Here is a 20,043-nt window from a genome sequence, read left to right on the forward strand (position 1 = left end):
ATCATTCGATAGAGGGAAGTACGTCAGGTTTTTTATAAAAGCTATAACCGGGCAGTTGCAGGTGAAACGTAAGTAACGCTGTCTTGTTATTGTGATCAGCCGCACCGAGCGTGGGCTGCGCGGTGCTATCTGTTGGTGAATCAGTGGTTTTAAACGTCTTCCAGCAAGGGGTAATCGTCGGCATTCGGAAGTTCGTAATGCCACCACTCGGTAGCAATCGCCTGGAAGCCGGCGGCGAGCATGATCCCCACCAGCAGCAGTCGATTGCGTTGCACGTCTACTGGCAAGCCGGGATGGAACTGGTGGGATTTCTCCTCCATTGCGTCGAATTCAGTGCCCATATCCAGCGGCTCGCCATCAGTACCGACCAGAGTCAGATCCACCGCCACACCACGGCTGTGATGGGAGCCCAAATGTGGGTCACGCACGTAGTCGTTGTTTGGCAGTGCGTCCCACAACAGGTACTGAGCGTAAGGCGGCCGATAGGCGTCATAGATGCGAAGGGTAAGGCCGGCCTGACGCGCGAGCTGACTGGCCTTGGACAAACAGTCGGCAGCCTGGTGATGTAACAGGCAACGCGCATCTGGATAAATCACTCTTCCTGCCAGGTTGTCTGCACCGGCGTAGATCAAATCGATTTGCAGCTGGTAGCGCTGGGCATCGATCTCTACAAGGGGGCTGTTGTTCACGCCAATACTCCAGTTGGGATTCGGTGGGACGATGAGGATCAGCCTTCGAACTGACCGAAAGCTTTTTGCAATTGACGGTTCTTGGCCAAGCGCTCATCGAGCCGATCCCCGTATTTCTCAGCGACGGCCGACACGATGAGATTTAACAGGCAGGCCAATGGCGCAGGCGAATCCCAGAACTGCCCGACATCGGTTTTCAGTTGCAAGAGGTCAAGTGGGTAGTCCCTGGCCCAGGGGCATTGCAGGTCGGTGATCAGGGCCAATGGGAGGTTGTTATCTATGGCCGCGTCGCAGAAAGTCTGAGTCACGCTGGAATAAGCGCGGAAATCCGCAATGATTGCGTAGGGATTGGCAAAGCCGGAGTTCAGGGTTTCTGCGTAGATGCCGGACAGACCATCGACGTAGTAGACCTTGGGCCGGATGTACTCAAGATGGCTATGGAACGCTGTGAGAATCCCTCGAGTGGACTGAATGCCGAGAATGAACACTGCATCGGCTTCGTAGATACGTTGCACGATATCGGCGAAGGCGTCGCTGCGCGCTAGACCGTAGACATACCGAATGGCCTCGATCTCACGACTCAGGGAACGATCAAGAGCATCTTGCTGATTGCTTTCGGCACGAAAGGCGCCGATGCGATCAGTGATAAGCCACGACGTGGGTGTTTCAACGCGCAGGCTCTGTTTGATTTCATCGATGTTCTGGTAACCAAGGGATCGAAAAAAACGCCCTACGGAAATCCCAGTGGTGGAGGTCTGCTGCGCGATGCTATCGGCCGACTCGAACGGAAGCTGTTCTGGGTTACCCAACAGATAACTGGCGATCCGCTTGCCAGTCGGGGTCAGGTTGGAGAACTCTCGCTCCAGCAACTGCAGGAAGCTGTTCTTTTCCATGGTTTCAGAGCTCCCGAACGCAAAATGTTACCGCGATGACATTAATTTCTATCGTGTTAAAACAATAACATTCGATTTCGAAGCAATACAATGACTATTTTCAGCAGGCGTCCTGCGGTGATTGTGTTGGGTCTCGATGAATAAGCTGGGTACAGGTGGAGGCAAGTGCGGTTTCGGTGCGTCCTAACGGAGGCTGCGTTCACTGCTTCAAATACACCCCCAGCCCCTCCTGCGAATCCGGCCCAGCGTTGTTCCCAATGACCGCGAAGCCTTTCACCAATTGAATGTGATACGGAGCGTTTTTCTCGGAGACTTGCGGCTCGCGCACGATGATCAGGTTTTCGCTTTCCATCGGTACGATGTGATGCTCGGTCACGCCGCCCTTCAAGGTCACGCTCAATTCCGCGATTTCTTTTCCGTTGGCGTCGCGGTCCGGCAGGATCTTCAAGTCCAGGTCGGCGTCGCGCCCCAGGGCGTCCTGGCGCATCTGGTAATGGCCGCTGCGCTGGTCAGCGTCGACGTCGTCGATTTTGTCGCCATCCAATTCCCGTTCTTCATCGTGCAGCAGGATCGCCAACTTGCTGTCGTCGCCCTGAATGCCGCTGACCCAGGTGCCGGTGTGATTGTAGGGTTCGACTGTTTCCCGGGAGATCCGCCAGGTACCGGTTTGACGACCGTCATCGGCGTATTCGTGGAGGCTGATGAGATCGTCGTCGGCGTCTTCCCGGGTTCCCAGCAGCTTGATCGCTTCGCCTGTGCCAGCCTGGGTGTAGCGCACCTCGCCAATGATCACGGTTCCCTGTACCTGGTACCAGAGCTCTACCGGGGTCCTGGCGTCGAGGGTTCCGGCAAGAATCACTGGATCCTCCTTTTCCGGACCTTCCAGGCTCGATTGTTCGAGCCACTGGCCATCTTTCAATTCACCGGTGGTGCGTCGCGTGTAGCCGCTGGGCATGCTGGTATTTTCGCCCTCCTCGGTCGGCTGGATTTGCTCCTCGGTGTCTGAGTGAAGCAGGACCAACTCGTCGCCGCGCATTTTCCAGTGGGTGGCGCGAGTCCAGCAGCAGTCGCGGTCGGTTTGCGAAAGCAGGACGCCGTCCAGCGGGCTGACGGAGAACATGCCTTTGCTGTCCTCCTTTGCCAGGCCCGTCAGCGCAGGATTGAGGACCCATTGGGTTTTCTGCGGGTCTTGCAGGTAGACGTCGAACGCCGGTTTGTAACTCGCGTCGGGATCGTTACCGTTACGAATCGCCAAGTCCAGGCGGCCATCGAAGTTGAAGTCATCGAAGTACAACAGGCTCTGGGGGCCGAGTAACCAGTTATCGACCTTGCCGTTGCGGTCCACGGGCACATTGCCGGCGGGCGTCTGCAATTGCTGCAGGGCTTGGTGGGTGGTGTTGTCGCGAATGGTGATAAAGGCGCGGGCCAGTTGATGCGGGTCTTCCGGCGGCTCCGGGAACAACACGTCGACCAGGTATTGGCCGCTACGATCATTCACCGAAAACGCCCTTGGCTCGGCCATGACCGGGGATACCAGCGTCATGGAAAGAAGCACACTGCTGACGAGCGAACGCATCCACCCACTTCCTTGCTGAAATTCGGGCCAGCAGTTTAGCGATTGCCTTGATGCATCGCGAGAAACGACTGTTGCTATCAGATTGGCCCGGACTGTAACTGACGCCCTCCTCGTCATTCGCTTACTGTCGTGGCTCACCCCACGGAGTGATCCCCATGCCGGATACCGCCAATCTCTACCTGTTCGTGGTTGCTGTTGTGCTTCTGCTGATCGTCCCAGGACCCAACATGGCCTTTGTCACCAGTCATGCGCTGGCCCACGGCTGGCGTGCCGGTATTGCCGCCGCCCTTGGCATTTCCTTTTCGGACGTGCTGATGACGATGATGGTCAGCGCGGGCATTGGTGCGCTGGTGATGAGCTGGGCGCCGGCGTTCGACATCCTGCGCCTGGCCGGGGCTGGTTATCTGCTTTGGCTTGCCTGGCAAGCACTGAGAACGCCAGCAGCGACTCAGGATAGCCAGCTCCAGGTGGCTTCGCTGTGGAAAATCTTCTGCCGGGGCGCCCTCAACAGCCTCTTGAATCCCAAGGCGCTGCTGTTCTTCATGGTGTTCCTGCCCCAGTTCGTCAACGTCAAGGCTGGAGGCGTCAGTGTGCAGTTGATCTTCCTGGGCGCGTTGCTGGCGCTGATTGCACTCGTCTTTCATACGCTGTTGGGTGTTTGCGCCTCTCAGCTCAGGGCGAAGCTGGCAAGCGGCGGGATTTCAAGGCGCCTGGGCACGTATGGTTTTGCCGGGGTCATGGCAGCGCTGGCCGCACGCCTGTTGTTTCTTGACCGCCCGCTTTGACCACTGGCTTCCCTGCGCCAGCGATTGGCCTATGCTTACCCAATCCATTGCGGAGCTGGATCAATGTCGTCTTCGGAAACCGCCCTCCTTCAAAGCTGGCACCACAATGCCCAATCCTGGATCGAAGCCATCCGCACGGGGGCCATCGAAAGCCGGCTGACGGTCACGGACCAGGCCATGCTACTGGTGGTGCAGAGCCGCCAGCCCGAGCGTGTGCTCGATCTGGGCTGCGGCGAAGGCTGGCTGTTGCGGGCGCTGGCTGACAGGGGCATCGAAGCGGTCGGTGTGGATGGCGACGCGACGCTGGTCGAAGCGGCCCGGGCGGCGGGTTCCTCGCCGGTGCATCTGGCAAGCTATGACGCGCTGGTGGAGACGAAGGTGGACGTTGGCAGCGGCTACGACCTGATCTGCACCAACTTCGCCCTGCTGCACCAGGACATCATCCCATTGCTCGCTGCGATGAATGCCCTGCTCAGCCCAGGCGGAGCGCTGGTGGTTCAGACGCTGCATCCATGGACCGTGGCGGCGGGCGATTATCAGGACGGTTGGCGAGAAGAAACCTTCGATGGGTTCAAAGGCCAATGGCAACGTATGCCGTGGTACTTCCGCACCTTGTCCAGTTGGCTCAATGCCCTGGACATGGCCGGTTTCCGATTGGTGCTCCTGCAGGAACCTCAGCACCCACAAAGCCCGGTGCCGCAGTCGTTACTGCTGGTGGCCGAGCAATCCCCGTCATGGCGTTAGCGACTCGACGGTAAAACACCCCGAGCGATACACCCTGCGCGCCTGCAATCCGCGCTTTTGCAGGGTTTTCCTGACGGTTCTGAGAAACATGCCGTGAGACACCACGATCGTGGTCTTCCCCGGTTCGCCGCAACTGTTGTAAAGCTCATCGGCGACACCGAGCGCCCGCTGGTGTTCGGCTTTCCAGCTGGCGGCCCCCAGTGAAATCCCCAGCAACCACAGGATCCTGTGCAAGGCGAACCAATGCCTCACGCCCATTTTCAAGACAGGAATGCTGCTTAACCGCAGGTCGTATTCACGTAGTCGAGCATCCTGTTGGATACGTGTGGCTTCGAATAGCCGGCATGCCGTCGCGTAGGCTCTGTTGACGGGCGAGGAAATGATGTTGGCTTCGGTCGCCAAAAGCGCTTGGGACAAATCCGGTTGGCTCAGGAATGCGGCAATTTCACCCTCATCGATGGACGAGGTCTGATTGTATTCATCCAGCAGCAACTTGGCTGAATGCGCATTGCAGGGCTTGTAATCGATCAGCGGCGTGGCATGGCGTATCAGGTAAATCACAGCGACAGCTCCCTTGTTTTGCCTTGAAAATCCCTTTCGAAGCGCACCTGTATACAGGCAACGACGCCATTGATCGAGTGCAATGCTCCTTTTATCCAAGGAGTGATGACCCTGTGGCGAGGGAGCCAGTTCTTGCGCCACAGGATCGGTTTTACCAGCGATATCTTTACCAAAGCGCCATCGTGTAGCTGACGATCAACCGGTTCTCATCCAGGTCGTTGCCAAAATTCGAGCGCACCGTTGCGTTGCGCCATTTCAAGCCGAGGCCCTTCAAGGTGCCATCCTGTACCACATAGGCAATATCCGTGTTGCGCTCCCATTCCTTGCCTTCGCCCGGTGCGCTGCGCTGGACGTTGTCGCCGGTGATGTAGCGAGTCATGAAGGTCAACCCGGGTACGCCAATAGCCGCAAAGTTATAGTCATAGCGCGCTTGCCAGGAACGCTCGTCGATGTTGGCGAAGTCGCCGATCTGCACAAAGTTGACCAGGTAGGGATCGCTGCGTCCGATGTACGGGAACGGATCGTCGCCGCTCATGCGCTGGTAGCCCAGGCCCAACGCATGGCCCGCCAGGCTGTAGGTGAACATGGCGCCGAAAGCCTGGTTGTCGAGTTCGCGAAAACTGCCGTCTTCGGTGCTGCGCGAATAGCGCACGTCGCTCTTGAACGACTGGCCTGCGCCCAGGTCCACGGTGTGGACGAAGCCGAGGTAGTTCTGCTGGTAGATGTCTTCCAACAGGCTATAGCGGTATTGCGCCGTGAGGTTCGGCAGGAACTGATAGTCGGCTCCGGTGAACTGGAACTTGTCGCTGCTGCCGCCGATGCGGTTGGCGGTCATGTCCTGGTAATCGGTGGAGTCGACAAAATTGATCTGCGTGAGTTGCCCGGCGGTCAGCTTCAAACGATCGATTTCCTGCACGCTCAACAAGCCGCCCTTGAAGGTTCCCGGCAACAGGCGCGTGTCGTTGGAACTTACCGCAGGGTCCTTGATCTGCAACGTTCCCAGCTTCAAGGTGCTGTTGGACACACGGACTTTGGCGGTCAGGCCCAGTTCGCCATAGCGGTCTTGCGAGCCGCCAGACCGATCTGCTGGCAGCAGGTTGGTGCCCGCCGTACCGCCCCCGGAGTCCAGTTTGAAACCGGCCATGCCCAAGGCATCGAGGCCGAAACCCACGGTCCCGGCGGTGTATCCTGACTCCATCCGCAGCAGAAAGCCCTGCGCCCATTCTTCGGCCTTGTCCCGTGCCCCTTCCTGGCGGAAGTCGCGGTTGAAGTAGAAGTTGCGGGCCTCCAGGCTGCCTTTGCTGTCGGCGATGAAGTCGGCCTGGGCGTTCGGCACGCCGATCAGGCTCAGGCCCAGCAACGTACCGGCGGGGGTATAAAACCAGGTGGATGTGAAATGCCCCATGGCATGCTCCTTTTTTATGGACGCGAGCGAACCCTCTCGGGGGCGTTGCAATCGCGTCCGATGGTTGTTGTTTTAAGGGTTGTAGCGGCGTCCGCGCTGTGCGCGGACGTCACGGGTGGTCAGGACTCGAGCTGCCTGCCGCGGGTTTCCGGCAGGCTCAACGCCGCCAGGATCACCACACCATAGGCGCCGGCCGCAAACACGCCGATCCCGGTGCCGATGGGCAAGGTGTTGCTCAACGCGCCGATGAACAATGGGAATAGCGCCGCGATGGAACGCCCGGCGTTGTAGCAAAAGCCCTGCCCCGACCCGCGCATGCGGGTGGGAAACAGCTCGGTCAGGAATGCGCCCATGCCGGCGAAGATGCCCGAGGCGAAGAAACCCAGTGGAAAGCCCAACCAGAGCATCCAGGTGTTATCGATTGGCAATTGGGTGTAGGCCAGGACGATGGCCATGGACCCGACGGCGAACAGGATGAAATTCTTCTTGCGGCCGATGGCATCGGTCAGCAGCGCACTGGTCACGTAGCCGATGTAGGAACCGACGATGACCATCGCCAGGTAGCCGCCCGTACCGAGCACACTCAGGCCGCGCTCGGTTTTCAGGTACGTCGGCAACCACGTGGTGATGGCGTAGTAGCCGCCCAGCGCACCGGTGGTCAACAGCGAGGCGCGCAACGTCGTGCTGAGCATCCGTGGGGCGAAGATCTCGAAGAAGGCCCAGCGAGAGCCCAGTTCCGGCTTGGCCTGGCGCTGCCGCACCGCATGTTCGAAAGTCTCCGACTCCTTGACCAGTCGACGGATCACCAGCACAAACAGCGCCGGCATCAGGCCAATCAGGAACAACGCCCGCCAGGCGTCTTCCGGCGGCAGGAAACTGAACAGCCCGGCATACAACAGCGCCGTCAGCCCCCAGCCCAGCGCCCATCCGGCCTGCACCATGCCCACCGCTTTGCCACGGTCCTTGGAGCGGATCACCTCGCCGATCAATACCGCCCCTGCGGTCCATTCACCGCCGAAGCCAAAACCCATCAAGGTCCGGACCACCAGTAATTGCTCGTAATTCTGCGCCAGCCCACACAAGAAGGTGAAGAATGCGAACCACAGGACCGTCAATTGCAGGGTTCGTACCCGGCCGATTCGGTCGGACAGGATCCCGGCGATCCAACCGCCGGCCGCCGAGGCCAGCAGCGTGCAGGTGCCGATCAAGCCGGCGTCACCTTTGGAAATCCCCCAGGTCGCGATCAGGGTCGGGATGACGAAACTCAGCATCTGTGTATCCATGCCGTCCAGGGCATAGCCGATCTTGCAGCTCCAGAATGTACGTTTTTCATTTTTCGACAGGGGACCGTACCAACTGAACGGGCCCGTGCGCCCTGTCCCGGTGGTTACGCAGTCAGTCATGGTCTTTTCCATGGAAGGTTCCTGCGGCAGCAAGCGAAGATGACGGACACGCCTCGTTATTTTTTTGTGAAGGCGTTGTCGTTGGGGACGCGGACGCAGTGGCTGCGTCGTGGAGCGGATTCTTGGTGGCGGATCGGCACAGCGTCAAACGGGAAAAACACCAGATGGGACATAAGAAAATTTGATGCCCCAACGGCCCGATCTGGAGTGACAATTGCAAAACAATTGCAACATAAGAACCACCCGCCCCCAGAGAGCCCTCATGAACCTCAAATTCCTCGAAACTTTTGTCTGGGTCGCCCGGCTACAGAGTTTCAGCCTCACCGCCGAGAAGATGTTCAGCACCCAGGCGGCGATCTCCAGCCGAATCGCTTCGCTGGAAGAGGAGTTGGGCCTGCGCCTGTTCGTACGGGATTCGCGCGGGGTTTCGCTGACCCCCGAAGGCCTCAAGGTGCTCGACTACGCCGAGCAGATGCTCGAAGTGCAGCGGGCGTTGAAGCAGTCACTGGACACCACCAGTGCGCAGCAAGGCCTGGTGCGCATCGGCGTGATGGATACGGTGATCCACACCTGGCTCAGCCCGTTGATGTCGATGCTGATGCAAGCCTTCCCCGCCGTGGAAATCGAAATCACCGCCGATGCCGCGCGCAATCTCTGTGACCAATTGCAAAAAGGCTACCTGGACATCGTGTTCCAGACCGATCTGGTCCGCCACGAAAGCGTGCGCAACCTGGAATTGGGTCACTACCCCATGCACTGGATCGCCGCCAGCCAGTCGATCTATGCCCGCCCCTACGCGTCACTGGTGGAAATGGCCGGCGAGCGCATCATCACCTTCGTCAAGCATTCGCGGCCGCATCAGGATGTACTCAACCTGTTGTACGCCCATGGCGTGAATGCGCCACGGGTCAGTTGCGTCAACTCGGTGTCGGCCATGACCCGATTGATTCGCGACGGATTCGGCATCGGCGCCCTGCCCGCCGCGCTGGTGGCCAAGCCCCTGGCCAGCGGCGAATTGATCCAGCTCGAACCCGGCACCGCCCTGCCCCAACTCGACGTCGTCGCCTCGTGGCGGGCGGGTGTCGGCCTGGAACTGGTCGAGAACATCGTCCAGATGAGTCGCCAGGTGGTCAGCCAATACGCCGTTGATGTCGGGCCGCAACGCATGGTGGCCGCTCCCGGGCTGAACGGCCAACCACCTCTTGAATAACTTTTAGTTGTCACGGGGTAGCAATATTCCTTGTTGGACGTCATCCCCACGCTGTTCTCAAAGTAGCGAACGAACGCTTGGAGAGCCCCGTAATGATGTCCTTCGAACAACTGCAGCAATGCACACCCCTGGCCCTGCGCCAAAACATCGCCGCCGGTCAGTACCAGGGCCATACCAGCGGCCTGGGCCAGGGCCGCGTGCAAGCCAATATCGTGATCCTGCCCGGCGACTGGGCCAATGAATTCCTGCGCTACTGCACCCTCAATCGCCAGGCTTGCCCGGTGCTTGACGTGACCGAGCCAGGCGATCCGTTCTTCCGTAACCTGGGCGCCGCCATCGATATCCGCCACGAGGTACCTCAATACCGGGTCTACCGCCACGGCGAGTTGAGCGAAGCGCCGCTGGACATCGAACACCTGTGGCAGGACGACCTGGTGGCCTTCGCCCTCGGTTGCTCGTTCTCGTTCGAACAACCCCTGCTGGAGGCCGGCATCCGTTTGCGGCACATTGAGTTGGGGCGCAATGTCGCGATGTTCCAGACCAACATCGACACACGCCCCACCGCCCGCCTGTCTGGCAAAATGGTGGTGACCATGCGGCCGATGAAAGCCGCCGCGGCGATCCAGGCGATCCAGATTACCGGGCGCATGCCCAACGTTCACGGCGCCCCGGTACACATCGGCGATCCGTCACTGATCGGCATTCAATCCCTGGACTCGCCGGATTACGGCGATGCCGTGCCGGTGGAAGCGGACGAGATCCCGGTATTCTGGGCCTGCGGCGTAACGCCTCAATCAGTGGTCCAGGCCTCACGTCCACCGTTGTGCATCACCCACGCCCCTGGCTGCATGCTGGTGACGGACTTATGGAACAGTGATTTGTAAACCTCAGACGAGGCCGTTTTCAACTTGAAGGGACACACGATGAACACCGCTCAGCAATCGATTCAACAATACATCAGCGCCAAGGACGGCAATCGCCCGCACCTGCTGGATCAGGCTTTTACGCCGACTGCTACGCTGCACATGAACGTGCGCACCGGTTCCATCACGTTTCCCGACCACGTCGAAGGCCGTACCGCCATTGGCGACGTGTTGGTTAGTCGCTTTGGCCAGACCTTCGAAAACGTCTACACGTTCTGCCTGGCCGCCCCGCCGCCGGCAAACGCCGAGGCGTTCCAGTGCAAGTGGCTGGTGGCGATGTCCGACAAGAACAGTGGCGAGGCACGCGTCGGTTGTGGCCTGTATGACTGGCAGTTCGATCCGGCGTCGAGCCTGGCCGAGCGACTGACCATCACCATCGAACACATGAAGACGCTGCCGGCAACCGATCTGCCGATGATCATGGCTTGGGCATCGCGGCTGGAGTACCCATGGTGCCAGCCTGAAGCGGTTCTCGATAACGTCCCGGATTCAGGCGCGCTCCAGGATGTTATCCGCTACCTGGAAGATCTTTGATCAGGCCGCCCGTGCGCTTTCAGGAGTCTTGCATGACTGTTTCAAGGAATCGCCCCAAGTGAACATCAAGTTTCTCGAAACCTTCGTCTGGGTCGCCCGCCTGAAGAGCTTTCGCCTCACCGCGGAAAAGCTGTTCACCACCCAGGCGTCCATTTCCAGTCGGATCGCCGCCCTGGAGGACGAAATGGGCGTGCGCCTGTTCGTGCGCGATTCCAAAGGTGTATCGCTGACCTCCGAAGGCCAGCGCGTGCTGGAATACGCCGAGCGCATCATGGACACCATGCAAAGCATGAAAGCCGTGATCAAGGATCCACGCCAGGTGCGTGGCCGAATCCGCATCGGTGCGATGGATACGGTGATCCACACCTGGCTCAGCCCCTTGGTGACGCGCCTGATGGAATGTTACCCGGCCCTGGAAATCGAACTGTCGGCCGACACCGCGAGCAACCTGTGCTCGCAACTGGAAAAAGGCTACCAGGACATCATTTTCCAGACCGACATCCTGCGCCTGGACAGTGTACGCAACGCGCTGCTGACCCGTTACCCGATGCACTGGGTGGTGCGCACCGGCTCCGCCTATGACCGGCCCTATGCGTCGCTGGAGGACTTGTCCCAGGAACGCATAGTGACCTTCTCACGCAACTCTCGCCCCCACCAGGACATTCTCAACCTGCTGCATTCGGCCAACATCGTCTCGCCCCGCATCAACTGCGTGAACTCGGCCTCGGCCATTACCCGCCTGGTTCGCGACGGCTTTGGCATTGGCGCCATGCCCGCGGCGCTGGTCGTCGGCGAACTGGCCCAAGGCACATTGACCTTGGTGGACGGTGTGCCGCTGCCATCGGTCATGGACATCGTCGCCAGTTGGCGGACCGGCGCGGGAATGGAACGGGTAGAAGACATCGTCAGCCTGACCCGGGAAGTGGTCGGCGAATTCGTCGCGCAATTGCCTGCTGCCTACCGACTGGATGCGATTTGAGTTTCAGTAGCGCAATCCCGCCATGACGGCAGCCAGCTGTTCTACGGCATCAGACGCTTCCTGAAAGTCAGGGCTGTCATCCTCATTGTCATAGCTTCCTGCCCGATCGATGTACTGCACGACCAGGCCGTCTCGTCGAGGAATGAAGAGAAAGTCCTGAGCCCTGATTGCATACTTGATTTCCGGTTGCTGAACGAGCCGGGCCGTTTGCCCACGAATCGCGACAATGTCCGGATCGTTGAACAGTGCCTTTGCGCCGTAGCCCGTAGCGTTGATGATTGTTTTCTCGGGCAGGCTCAACAGCTCCTCCGCGCTTTCAAAATGGCGGATATGAATCTTCCCTCCCGCTGCCAGGAAGTCCGACAACAAGAGGCGGGCATAGCTATTGATGTTGAACAACAGGTTTTGCCACCGGCGAACATAAGGGTATGAAAACGGATGCTCATCGGGCGCAAGGTCCACCTGTATCGGCTGATAACGGCGGTTGGGATTGTTGAATTTTGCGAATTCCGGTTCTCCGCGGGGCGCCGCCAAGTCGAATGACGAGTTGCTTAACTTGTAACCGTAATACCATTGCACTGGATCGCCGGGCAGCCCCAGCAGGTCTTGATACATCTTGTAGGAGAAGTCCGCCATTTCAATCCAGCGACTGCACCATCTGGAAGCAAAGGGTGCAGCGCAGAACTGGGAGTCCGGTGACCAATGCCCCGTCGCGCCCATGGACGCTACCTGAGGCGGAATCTCTTTTGCATAGAGGGTAACCGGCAAACCGGCACGCTGAGCGAGAATGGCAGAGGTAAGGCCTATTGGACCGCAGCCGATTACGCCCAGGCGCCTGGTGTTCCTGGCTTTTTTTTGCAGAAGCTGGAGTGCAATCCTGCTCGATCCCCAGGACAAAGACCAGCCGCTGCCACCGTGACCATAGTTGTGCACTATCAGTTTATTGCCCAACTGCTGTGTTTCAATCCGTGGCCCGGTCAATCGGAACGGCCTGAGGCACGTATAGATCTCGGTAATGCGGTCCACTCGGGCGTCGATGGGAGCAAGTGAAACGCTTCCTCGACCGGCGACACCGCGATGTGTCGGTTCGCCCTGTGGAACCGTTACGCCTATAGCCTGAGGGGCCGCTGATGCTAAAGCCAGCGTGGCACCCATGCCTTGAAAGAAATCGCGTCTTTTCATGCGTCATGATCACCTTGGGGAAGCATTTGAGAGTCACCCGCCAGCGCGCTCTTCCTGGATCGAAGCGCTGATTTAGCAGAGAGCGTGCGATTGCCACGATTGTGTTGAACGAGATACCCAAGAGGAAATGAGCAAATTCCGAGAGGTGCGTGAGACGTTTCTTTAAAGGGCCAAGCGTTTCATCGTCAGCGACTAAGACCAGCCGTCAATTGATCCAGGCCACCTTCAGTTGAGGCCCCAGGGGCCGCGCCTGTCAGCGAATTGCAACATCCCCGACTTATTCTGAACCAAGCGCACGGCGGCGAACGCTGGTTGTGCATGTCGCCCGCTCGGAAAGTTCCAGGGAGTTCGCCATGAAAATCAGCGTATTCGGAAGTGGTTACGTAGGCTTGGTCCAAGCTGCCGTGTTGGCCGAAGTGGGCCATGACGTGGTGTGCATGGACATCGACGAGCGCAAGGTCGACAGCTTGCGCCAAGGCCAAGTGAGCATTTACGAGCCTGGCTTGGCCGCGCTGGTGCGTGAAGGCCTGGAAGCTGGCCGCTTGCATTTCACCTGCGACGAACAGCTCGCCGTGCAGCACGGCCAGGTGCTGTTTATCGCCGTGGGCACGCCTTCCCGGGAAGATGGCAGTGCCGATCTGAGCCAGGTCCTGGCCGTCGGCGAGGCCGTCGCCCGCTACCGCGAGCAACCGCTCATTGTGGTGGAGAAGTCCACCGTGCCGGTGGGCACCGGCGACGTTCTGCGGGGGCACATCGACAAATGCCTGCTCAAGGCCAGTCGCCTGCTGCAGTTCGATATTGTTTCCAACCCCGAATTCCTCAAGGAAGGCTCGGCGGTCGCCGATTGCCGTCGTCCGGATCGCATCGTAATCGGCTGCGAGCGCGATGAAGTGCGCGAAACCATGCGCGACCTGTACGCCCCGTTCAACCGCAACCACGATCGGGTCCTGTTCATGGACCTGCGCAGCGCCGAGCTGACCAAATATGCCGCCAACGGCATGCTGGCGACCAAGATCAGTTTTATCAACCAGATCGCCGAACTGGCCGAACACCTGGGGGCCGACATCGAGTCCGTGCGCCTGGGCATCGGCGCCGACTCGCGCATCGGCTATCACTTCATCTACCCGGGATGCGGCTACGGCGGTTCGTGCTTTCCCAAGGACATGCGTGCCCTGATCCACACGGCCGAGCAGGCTCATTGCTCCAGCGACCTGCTGCAAGCGGTGGAAGCCATCAACGGGCGGCAGAAACACAAGCTGTTCGAGCGGATCAACGCGTTCTACCAGGGCGACCTGCGTGGCAAGACCTTCGCCCTCTGGGGCCTGGCCTTCAAGCCCAACACCGACGACATGCGCGATGCTCCGAGCCGTACCCTGCTGGAGTCGCTCTGGGCAGCGGGCGCCAGCGTCCGCGCGTTCGACCCGGAGGCGATGCAGCAGACGCAACTGCTCTATCCCGACGAGCCCCGACTCATGCTGATGGGCACACCGGAATCGGTGTTGCCGGGAGCCGACGCGTTGGTCATCTGTACCGAATGGCAGCCCTTCAAGGCGCCGGACTTCGACCTGATCCAACAACGGCTCAAGGCCCCGGTGATTTTTGACGGTCGTAACCTTTTCGATCCGGAGCGCATGGCCGACAAGGGTTTCATCTATTTTCCGATGGGTCGCGGGCAGTCGCGCAACCTGCCTATCGCCCAGCAAACGTGGTTCCCGGCTTCAAGAAGCGCGTGACCCGTGAGCATTACCTCAAAATTAATGCACTCAACCAGCATTAATATGAATTTGTAAGCAAGAGTTGTGAGCGGCACACTGTGCACCGTTCCTCCCCCAACTGTTGGAACACTTAAAGGGCTTTCTGGGACACTCCCGTAAGCCCCTTTTTTTGTTCGTTTTTTGGATTTTCGCTTAATGCTTTCTCGCTGGTTCCCCGCCGCTATCAATACCCGTCCCACCGAGTGGAGCCGCGCCGCCATCGGCATGGCGCTGGGGACGATGTTCAGTGTCTGGCTTTGTGGCCAGGTCTTCGGCCTTGAGGTGGCGCAACACCTGATCGGCCCCCTCGGCGCCTCGGCGGTGCTGTTGTTTGCGGTGTCATCGGGCGCCCTCGCCCAGCCCTGGTCGATTGTCGGCGGTTACCTGTGTGCGTCGGTCGTCGCGCTGCTGGTGGCCCATGTACTGGGCCGTACGCTGGGTAGCGCCTGCCTGGCGGCGGGCATGGCGCTGGTGTTGATGTGCTGGCTGCGTTGCTTGCATCCGCCGGCAGGCGCCCTGGCGGCGACGCTGGTGCTGGCCGCCCCGTCTATCATTGCCTTGGACTGGCAAGCCGTTGGTGCGGCGATGCTGGCCGGCTCCGGGTTGCTGGCCTTTGCGCTGGCCTATAACAACCTGACGCGGGTGCGCTATCCCAAGCGTGCCAGCGAACCGCTGGCCGTCATACCGGCTGACCACCCTCCCGTCGACCGCCAGGCGATCACGGCCGAAGACCTGAAACTGGCCTTGGCGGAAATGGAAGCGTTCTTTGACGTCACGCCGGAAGATCTTGAGCAGTTGATCCACGCCAGCGAGCGAAATGCCAAGCGCCGCAGCATCGCGGAGGTTCTCTCTAGTCGCGGTTGAGCCTGTGGCTGCTATAAATATGCAGAAAGGACCTGCACGTATCCCGGTTGTGCAATGCAAATTTGCACTGTTACGATCCTGAATAGGTACGCGCGACACAATTCATAAAGAAGAATAAAAGCAGGGAGTTAGCGATGACAGCTCAGGTTTCATCACACGCCGCGGGAACCCTCGACACCGCGGCCTATGAGGTGCTGGTCGAAGTTCGCAATCACATTGGCCATTTGACCCTGAACCGCCCCGCCGGCCTCAATGCTCTCACCCTGGGCATGGTGCGCAGCTTGCAGCAACAACTCGATACCTGGGCCCTGGACCCACAGATCCGCGCCGTGGTGCTGCGGGGCGCGGGCGAGAAGGCGTTTTGCGCCGGCGGCGATATCCGTTCGTTGTACGACAGCCACAAGCAGGGTGACACCCTGCATGAAGATTTCTTCGTCGAGGAATACGCCCTCGACCTGACGATTCATCACTACCGTAAACCAATCGTCGCCTTGATGGATGGCTTCGTGCTGGGCGGCGGCATGGGGCTGGCACAAGGTGCCGACCTGCGGGTGGTGACCGAGCGCAGCCGCCTGGGCATGCCGGAAGTCGGCATCGGGTATTTCCCGGACGTGGGCGGCAGCTACTTCCTGCCGCGCATTCCTGGCGAACTGGGGATCTACCTGGGCGTCAGCGGCGCGCAGATCCGCGCGGCCGACGCCTTGTATTGCGGGCTGGCCGACTGGTATCTGGACAGTCGCAAGCTTGAACAGCTCGATGCGCGCCTCGATCGCCTGGAGTGGGGTGATACGCCACTCAAGGACCTGCAGAGCCTGCTGGCCAAACTCGGTGTGCAACAGCTGCCTGCCCCGCCCCTGGCCGATCTGCGGCCAGCCATCGATCATTTCTTCGGCCTGCCCGACGTGCCGAGCATGGTCGAGCAGTTGCGCCAGGTCACCGTCGCCAACAGCCATGAATGGGCAATAAAGACCGCCGACCTGCTGGACAGCCGCTCTCCCCTGGCCATGGCCGTGACCCTGGAAATGCTGCGGCGCGGTCGGCATTTGAGCCTGGAAGACTGTTTTGCCCTGGAACTGCATCTGGATCAGCAATGGTTCGAACGCGGTGACCTGATCGAAGGTGTGCGCGCCTTGCTGATCGACAAAGACAAGAACCCGCGTTGGAACCCGCCGACCCTGGAGGCGCTGGACGCCGACCATGTGGCGAGTTTCTTCGACGGCTTCGACGACCACGGGAACTGAGCCATGCATGACCTCGAACTGACCGAAGAACAAGTGATGATCCGCGACATGGCCCGGGACTTCGCCCGTGGTGAAATCGCCCCCCATGCCCAGGCGTGGGAAAAGGCCGGCTGGATTGACGACGGTCTGGTGGCGAAGATGGGGGAGCTGGGCCTGCTGGGAATGGTAGTGCCGGAAGAATGGGGCGGTACCTACGTCGATTACGTCGCCTATGCCCTGGCCGTGGAGGAAATCTCCGCAGGCGACGGTGCTACCGGCGCACTGATGAGCATCCACAATTCGGTGGGATGTGGGCCGGTGCTGAATTTCGGCACCGACGAACAAAAACAGACATGGTTGGCCGACCTCGCCAGTGGCCAGGCCATTGGCTGCTTCTGCCTGACCGAGCCCCAGGCCGGCTCCGAAGCCCACAACCTGCGCACCCGGGCCGAATTGCGCGAGGGCCAATGGGTCATCAATGGCGCCAAGCAGTTCGTCAGCAATGGCAAGCGAGCGAAACTGGCGATCGTGTTTGCCGTGACGGACCCGGAACTGGGCAAGAAAGGCATTTCAGCGTTCCTGGTGCCCACCGATACGCCGGGGTTCATCGTTGATCGCACCGAACACAAAATGGGCATCCGCGCCTCGGACACCTGCGCAGTCACCTTGAGCAATTGCACCATCCCCGAAGCCAACCTGCTGGGAGCTCGCGGCAAAGGCCTGGCCATCGCCCTGTCCAACCTGGAAGGCGGCCGCATCGGCATCGCGGCGCAAGCCTTGGGCATCGCCCGCGCGGCGTTCGAAGCGGCGCTGGCTTACGCGCGTGATCGCGTACAGTTCGACAAGCCGATCATCGAGCACCAGAGCATCGCCAACCTGCTGGCCGACATGCACACCCGCATCAACGCCACCCGCCTGCTCATCCTCCACGCCGCCCGCCTGCGCAGCGCGGGCCAACCTTGCCTGTCAGAAGCCTCCCAGGCCAAGCTGTTTGCCTCGGAAATGGCCGAGAAAGTCTGCTCCTCGGCCATACAGATTCATGGTGGTTATGGGTATCTCGAGGATTATCCGGTGGAGCGCTACTACCGCGATGCGCGGATTACCCAGATTTATGAAGGGTCGAGCGAGATACAGCGGATGGTCATCGCTCGGGAGTTGAAACACTACCTGGTGTGATGGCTGGAAAAGCATCGCGAGCAAGCTCGCTCCCACAGGGACTTTGGTCGAGCTCCAATTTCGGCTCCACACAAACCCAATGTGGCGAGGGAGCTTGCTCCCGCTGGTCTGCGAAGCAGGCCTCTGCATTTTTTCAGCCGAACCGCATGATCCGGTTTGCGACTGCTGCGCAGCCGAGCGGGAGCAAGCTCCCTCGCCACGGGTTATGGGGCGTCAATAGAAACGCCGCCTTACTTGTCCTGGAACTCCGCCGCGCGCTTGGCCACGAATGCCGCCATGCCTTCTTTCTGATCTTGCGTCGCAAACGCGGCGTGGAATACCCGCCGCTCAAAACGCACGCCTTCGGACAGGCTGACTTCAAACGCACGGTTGACGCTTTCCTTGACCATCATGCTGATGGGCACCGACTTGGAGGCGATCAACGCTGCGGTTTTCAGGGCCTCGTCCAGCAGCTCATCGGCTGGTAGGATCCGCGCGACGATGCCGCAGCGTTCGGCTTCCACCGCATCGATAAAGCGCCCGGTCAGGCACATTTCCATGGCCTTGGCCTTGCCCACCGCCCGGGTCAGGCGCTGGGTGCCGCCCATGCCTGGCAGCACGCCGAGGTTGACCTCCGGCTGGCCGAACTTGGCGTTGTCGCCGGCCAGGATGAAGTCGCACATCAACGCCAGCTCGCAGCCACCGCCCAAGGCAAAACCGTTCACCGCCGCGATGATCGGCTTGCGACGGTTAGCCACGCGGTCGCTGTCGCTGAACAGGTCGTCCAGGTAGATCTGCGGGTAGGTCAGCTCGGCCATTTCCTTGATATCGGCACCGGCGGCAAAGGCTTTTTTCGAGCCGGTCAGCACGATGCAGCCAATCTTCGGATCAGCCTCCAGGCTATCCAGCGCCTGGTTCAGTTCGCTGACGATCTGCGCATTCAAGGCGTTCAAGGCCTGGGGACGGTTGAGGGTGATCAGGCCGACGCGGTCCTTGATCTCCAATAAAATCGTTTCGTAACTCATGCAGGACTCCTGTTCAAAGATTGCGCGAAATGACCATGCGCTGAATGTCGCTGGTGCCTTCGTAGATCTGGCAGACCCGCACGTCGCGGTAGATGCGCTCCAGCGGGAAGTCGTTCAGGTAACCGTAGCCGCCCAGGGTTTGCAATGCCATGGAGCAGACTTTTTCAGCCATTTCCGAGGCGAACAGCTTGGCCATGGAGGCCTCCACCAGCGCTGGCTGGCCGCTGTCCCGCAGGGCGGCGGCGTAGTGCACCATTTGCCGGGCCACGGCGATCTGGGTCGCCATGTCGGCCAGGCGGAACGCCACGGCCTGGTGCTCGATGATCGGCTTACCGAAACTGGAGCGTTCCCGGGCATAGTCCCGGGCCGCTTCGAACGCCGCGCGGGCCATGCCCACCGCTTGCGCCGCGATGCCCACGCGCCCGCCTTCCAGGTTCGCCAAGGCGATCTTGTAGCCCTCGCCCTCCTCCCCCAGGCGATTGCCCACCGGCACCTTCAAATCCTCGAAGAGGATCTGGCAAGTGTCGGAGGCATGCTGGCCGAGTTTGTCTTCGACCCGCGCGACGCTGTAGCCCGGCGAATCGGTCGGCACGATGAACGCACTGATGCCACGCTTGCCTGCGCTCGGATCGGTCACCGCAAACACAATCACCACCCCGGCGTTCTGCCCGGAGGTGATGAACTGCTTGCAACCGTTGAGCACGTAATGATCCCCCTCCAGCCGCGCCCGCGTCTTGAGGCTGCTGGCGTCCGAACCGGCCTGGGGCTCGGTCAGGGCGAAGGCACCAAGCATCGCGCCACTGGCCAGGGGCGTGAGGAATTTCGCCTTCTGCTCATCGTTGCCGAACTTGAGGATCGGCACGCAGCCCACCGAATTGTGCACACTCATGATGGTCGAGCACGCGCCGTCGCCGGCGGCGATTTCCTCCAGGGTCATGGCATACGCCAGGTAACCGGTGTCGCAGCCGCCCCACTGCTCCGGCACCAACATGCCGAAGAAGCCCAGCTCGGCCATTTCATCGATGGCTTCCCGGGGAAAACGGTGCTCGCGGTCCCATTCGGCGGCGAACGGTTTCAAGCGCTCCTCGGCGAACTGCCGGGCCATGTCGCGGATTTGAGTCTGTTCTTCAGTCGCAAGCAT

General features: G+C 60.2%; 19 protein-coding genes. 10 read left to right on the plus strand and 9 right to left on the minus strand.

Going from position 1 to position 20,043, the window contains the following annotated elements; translation table 11 throughout:
- Positions 1 to 149: 149 nt before the first annotated feature.
- The 3 genes from ddpX to V7773_RS00680 all read right to left on the minus strand — a co-directional run bounded on the left by ddpX (position 150) and on the right by V7773_RS00680 (position 3,158).
- On the minus strand, positions 150 to 689 hold the full coding sequence (gene ddpX / locus V7773_RS00670) for a D-alanyl-D-alanine dipeptidase (protein ID WP_092412971.1): 540 nt from the start codon (positions 687 to 689) through the stop codon (positions 150 to 152).
- Between the two features lie 38 nt (positions 690 to 727).
- Positions 728 to 1,582, minus strand: a complete 855-nt coding sequence (locus tag V7773_RS00675) for a MurR/RpiR family transcriptional regulator (protein ID WP_092143349.1) — start codon at positions 1,580 to 1,582, stop codon at positions 728 to 730.
- A gap of 199 nt (positions 1,583 to 1,781) precedes the next feature.
- Entirely contained in the window at positions 1,782 to 3,158 is a 1,377-nt protein-coding gene (locus tag V7773_RS00680) for an XAC2610-related protein (RefSeq protein ID WP_336071674.1), read from the minus strand.
- 155 nt (positions 3,159 to 3,313) lie between these two features.
- Between V7773_RS00680 and V7773_RS00685 the strand changes: the two genes are divergently transcribed.
- Together V7773_RS00685 and V7773_RS00690 are read left to right on the plus strand one after the other, a co-directional pair.
- On the plus strand, positions 3,314 to 3,943 hold the full coding sequence (locus tag V7773_RS00685) for a LysE family translocator (RefSeq protein WP_336071676.1): 630 nt from the start codon (positions 3,314 to 3,316) through the stop codon (positions 3,941 to 3,943).
- A gap of 63 nt (positions 3,944 to 4,006) precedes the next feature.
- Complete coding sequence (locus tag V7773_RS00690) at positions 4,007 to 4,687, plus strand: class I SAM-dependent methyltransferase (protein ID WP_336071679.1); 681 nt, start codon at positions 4,007 to 4,009, stop codon at positions 4,685 to 4,687.
- Here V7773_RS00690 and V7773_RS00695 read toward each other — a convergent pair.
- From V7773_RS00695 to V7773_RS00705, 3 genes are all read right to left on the minus strand, one after another.
- Positions 4,676 to 5,248 (minus strand): phosphoglycerate mutase family protein, encoded by a 573-nt coding sequence (locus V7773_RS00695; protein WP_092346425.1) that lies wholly within the window; start codon positions 5,246 to 5,248, stop codon positions 4,676 to 4,678. The two genes, V7773_RS00690 and V7773_RS00695, sit on opposite strands and share 12 nt — an antisense overlap.
- A 166-nt stretch (positions 5,249 to 5,414) precedes the next feature.
- Positions 5,415 to 6,653 (minus strand): OprD family porin, encoded by a 1,239-nt coding sequence (locus V7773_RS00700; protein WP_336071682.1) that lies wholly within the window; start codon positions 6,651 to 6,653, stop codon positions 5,415 to 5,417.
- A 119-nt stretch (positions 6,654 to 6,772) separates the two neighbouring features.
- A complete protein-coding gene (locus V7773_RS00705) occupies positions 6,773 to 8,056 on the minus strand; it encodes an MFS transporter (RefSeq protein WP_336071684.1) in 1,284 nt (427 codons plus the stop codon).
- Positions 8,057 to 8,318: 262 nt separating this feature from the next.
- Between V7773_RS00705 and V7773_RS00710 the strand changes: the two genes are divergently transcribed.
- The 4 genes from V7773_RS00710 to V7773_RS00725 all read left to right on the plus strand — a co-directional run bounded on the left by V7773_RS00710 (position 8,319) and on the right by V7773_RS00725 (position 11,702).
- On the plus strand, positions 8,319 to 9,266 hold the full coding sequence (locus V7773_RS00710) for a LysR family transcriptional regulator (RefSeq protein WP_336071686.1): 948 nt from the start codon (positions 8,319 to 8,321) through the stop codon (positions 9,264 to 9,266).
- A gap of 92 nt (positions 9,267 to 9,358) precedes the next feature.
- Positions 9,359 to 10,150 (plus strand): putative hydro-lyase, encoded by a 792-nt coding sequence (locus tag V7773_RS00715; RefSeq protein ID WP_063321235.1) that lies wholly within the window; start codon positions 9,359 to 9,361, stop codon positions 10,148 to 10,150.
- 39 nt (positions 10,151 to 10,189) lie between these two features.
- Positions 10,190 to 10,723 (plus strand): hypothetical protein, encoded by a 534-nt coding sequence (locus V7773_RS00720; RefSeq protein ID WP_072345300.1) that lies wholly within the window; start codon positions 10,190 to 10,192, stop codon positions 10,721 to 10,723.
- 58 nt (positions 10,724 to 10,781) lie between these two features.
- Entirely contained in the window at positions 10,782 to 11,702 is a 921-nt protein-coding gene (locus V7773_RS00725; protein WP_336071689.1) for a LysR family transcriptional regulator, read from the plus strand.
- A gap of 3 nt (positions 11,703 to 11,705) precedes the next feature.
- On the opposite strand, the gene V7773_RS00730 is transcribed toward V7773_RS00725, so the two are convergent.
- Positions 11,706 to 12,884 (minus strand): FAD-dependent oxidoreductase, encoded by a 1,179-nt coding sequence (locus V7773_RS00730; RefSeq protein ID WP_336071691.1) that lies wholly within the window; start codon positions 12,882 to 12,884, stop codon positions 11,706 to 11,708.
- Between the two features lie 353 nt (positions 12,885 to 13,237).
- On the opposite strand from V7773_RS00730, the gene V7773_RS00735 reads away from it, so the two are divergent.
- The 4 genes from V7773_RS00735 (at position 13,238) to V7773_RS00750 (ending at position 17,898) form a co-directional block, all read left to right on the plus strand.
- On the plus strand, positions 13,238 to 14,617 hold the full coding sequence (locus tag V7773_RS00735; protein WP_336071693.1) for a UDP-glucose dehydrogenase family protein: 1,380 nt from the start codon (positions 13,238 to 13,240) through the stop codon (positions 14,615 to 14,617).
- A 177-nt stretch (positions 14,618 to 14,794) separates the two neighbouring features.
- Entirely contained in the window at positions 14,795 to 15,502 is a 708-nt protein-coding gene (locus tag V7773_RS00740) for an HPP family protein (protein WP_057450721.1), read from the plus strand.
- Positions 15,503 to 15,636: 134 nt separating this feature from the next.
- Positions 15,637 to 16,743, plus strand: a complete 1,107-nt coding sequence (locus V7773_RS00745; protein WP_336071696.1) for an enoyl-CoA hydratase/isomerase family protein — start codon at positions 15,637 to 15,639, stop codon at positions 16,741 to 16,743.
- Positions 16,744 to 16,746: 3 nt separating this feature from the next.
- Positions 16,747 to 17,898: an acyl-CoA dehydrogenase family protein gene (locus tag V7773_RS00750; RefSeq protein ID WP_092346441.1), complete on the plus strand. Its 1,152-nt coding sequence runs from the start codon at positions 16,747 to 16,749 to the stop codon at positions 17,896 to 17,898.
- Between the two features lie 230 nt (positions 17,899 to 18,128).
- On the opposite strand, the gene V7773_RS00755 is transcribed toward V7773_RS00750, so the two are convergent.
- Complete coding sequence (locus V7773_RS00755) at positions 18,129 to 18,902, minus strand: enoyl-CoA hydratase (protein WP_003202009.1); 774 nt, start codon at positions 18,900 to 18,902, stop codon at positions 18,129 to 18,131.
- A 13-nt stretch (positions 18,903 to 18,915) separates the two neighbouring features.
- The gene (locus V7773_RS00760; protein ID WP_063321224.1) at positions 18,916 to 20,043 is read right to left on the minus strand and encodes an acyl-CoA dehydrogenase; all 1,128 of its coding nucleotides are present in this window, start codon (positions 20,041 to 20,043) and stop codon (positions 18,916 to 18,918) included.

This window comes from Pseudomonas sp. 3JA (assembly GCF_036961705.1).
GTDB lineage: Bacteria > Pseudomonadota > Gammaproteobacteria > Pseudomonadales > Pseudomonadaceae > Aquipseudomonas > Aquipseudomonas fluorescens_Q.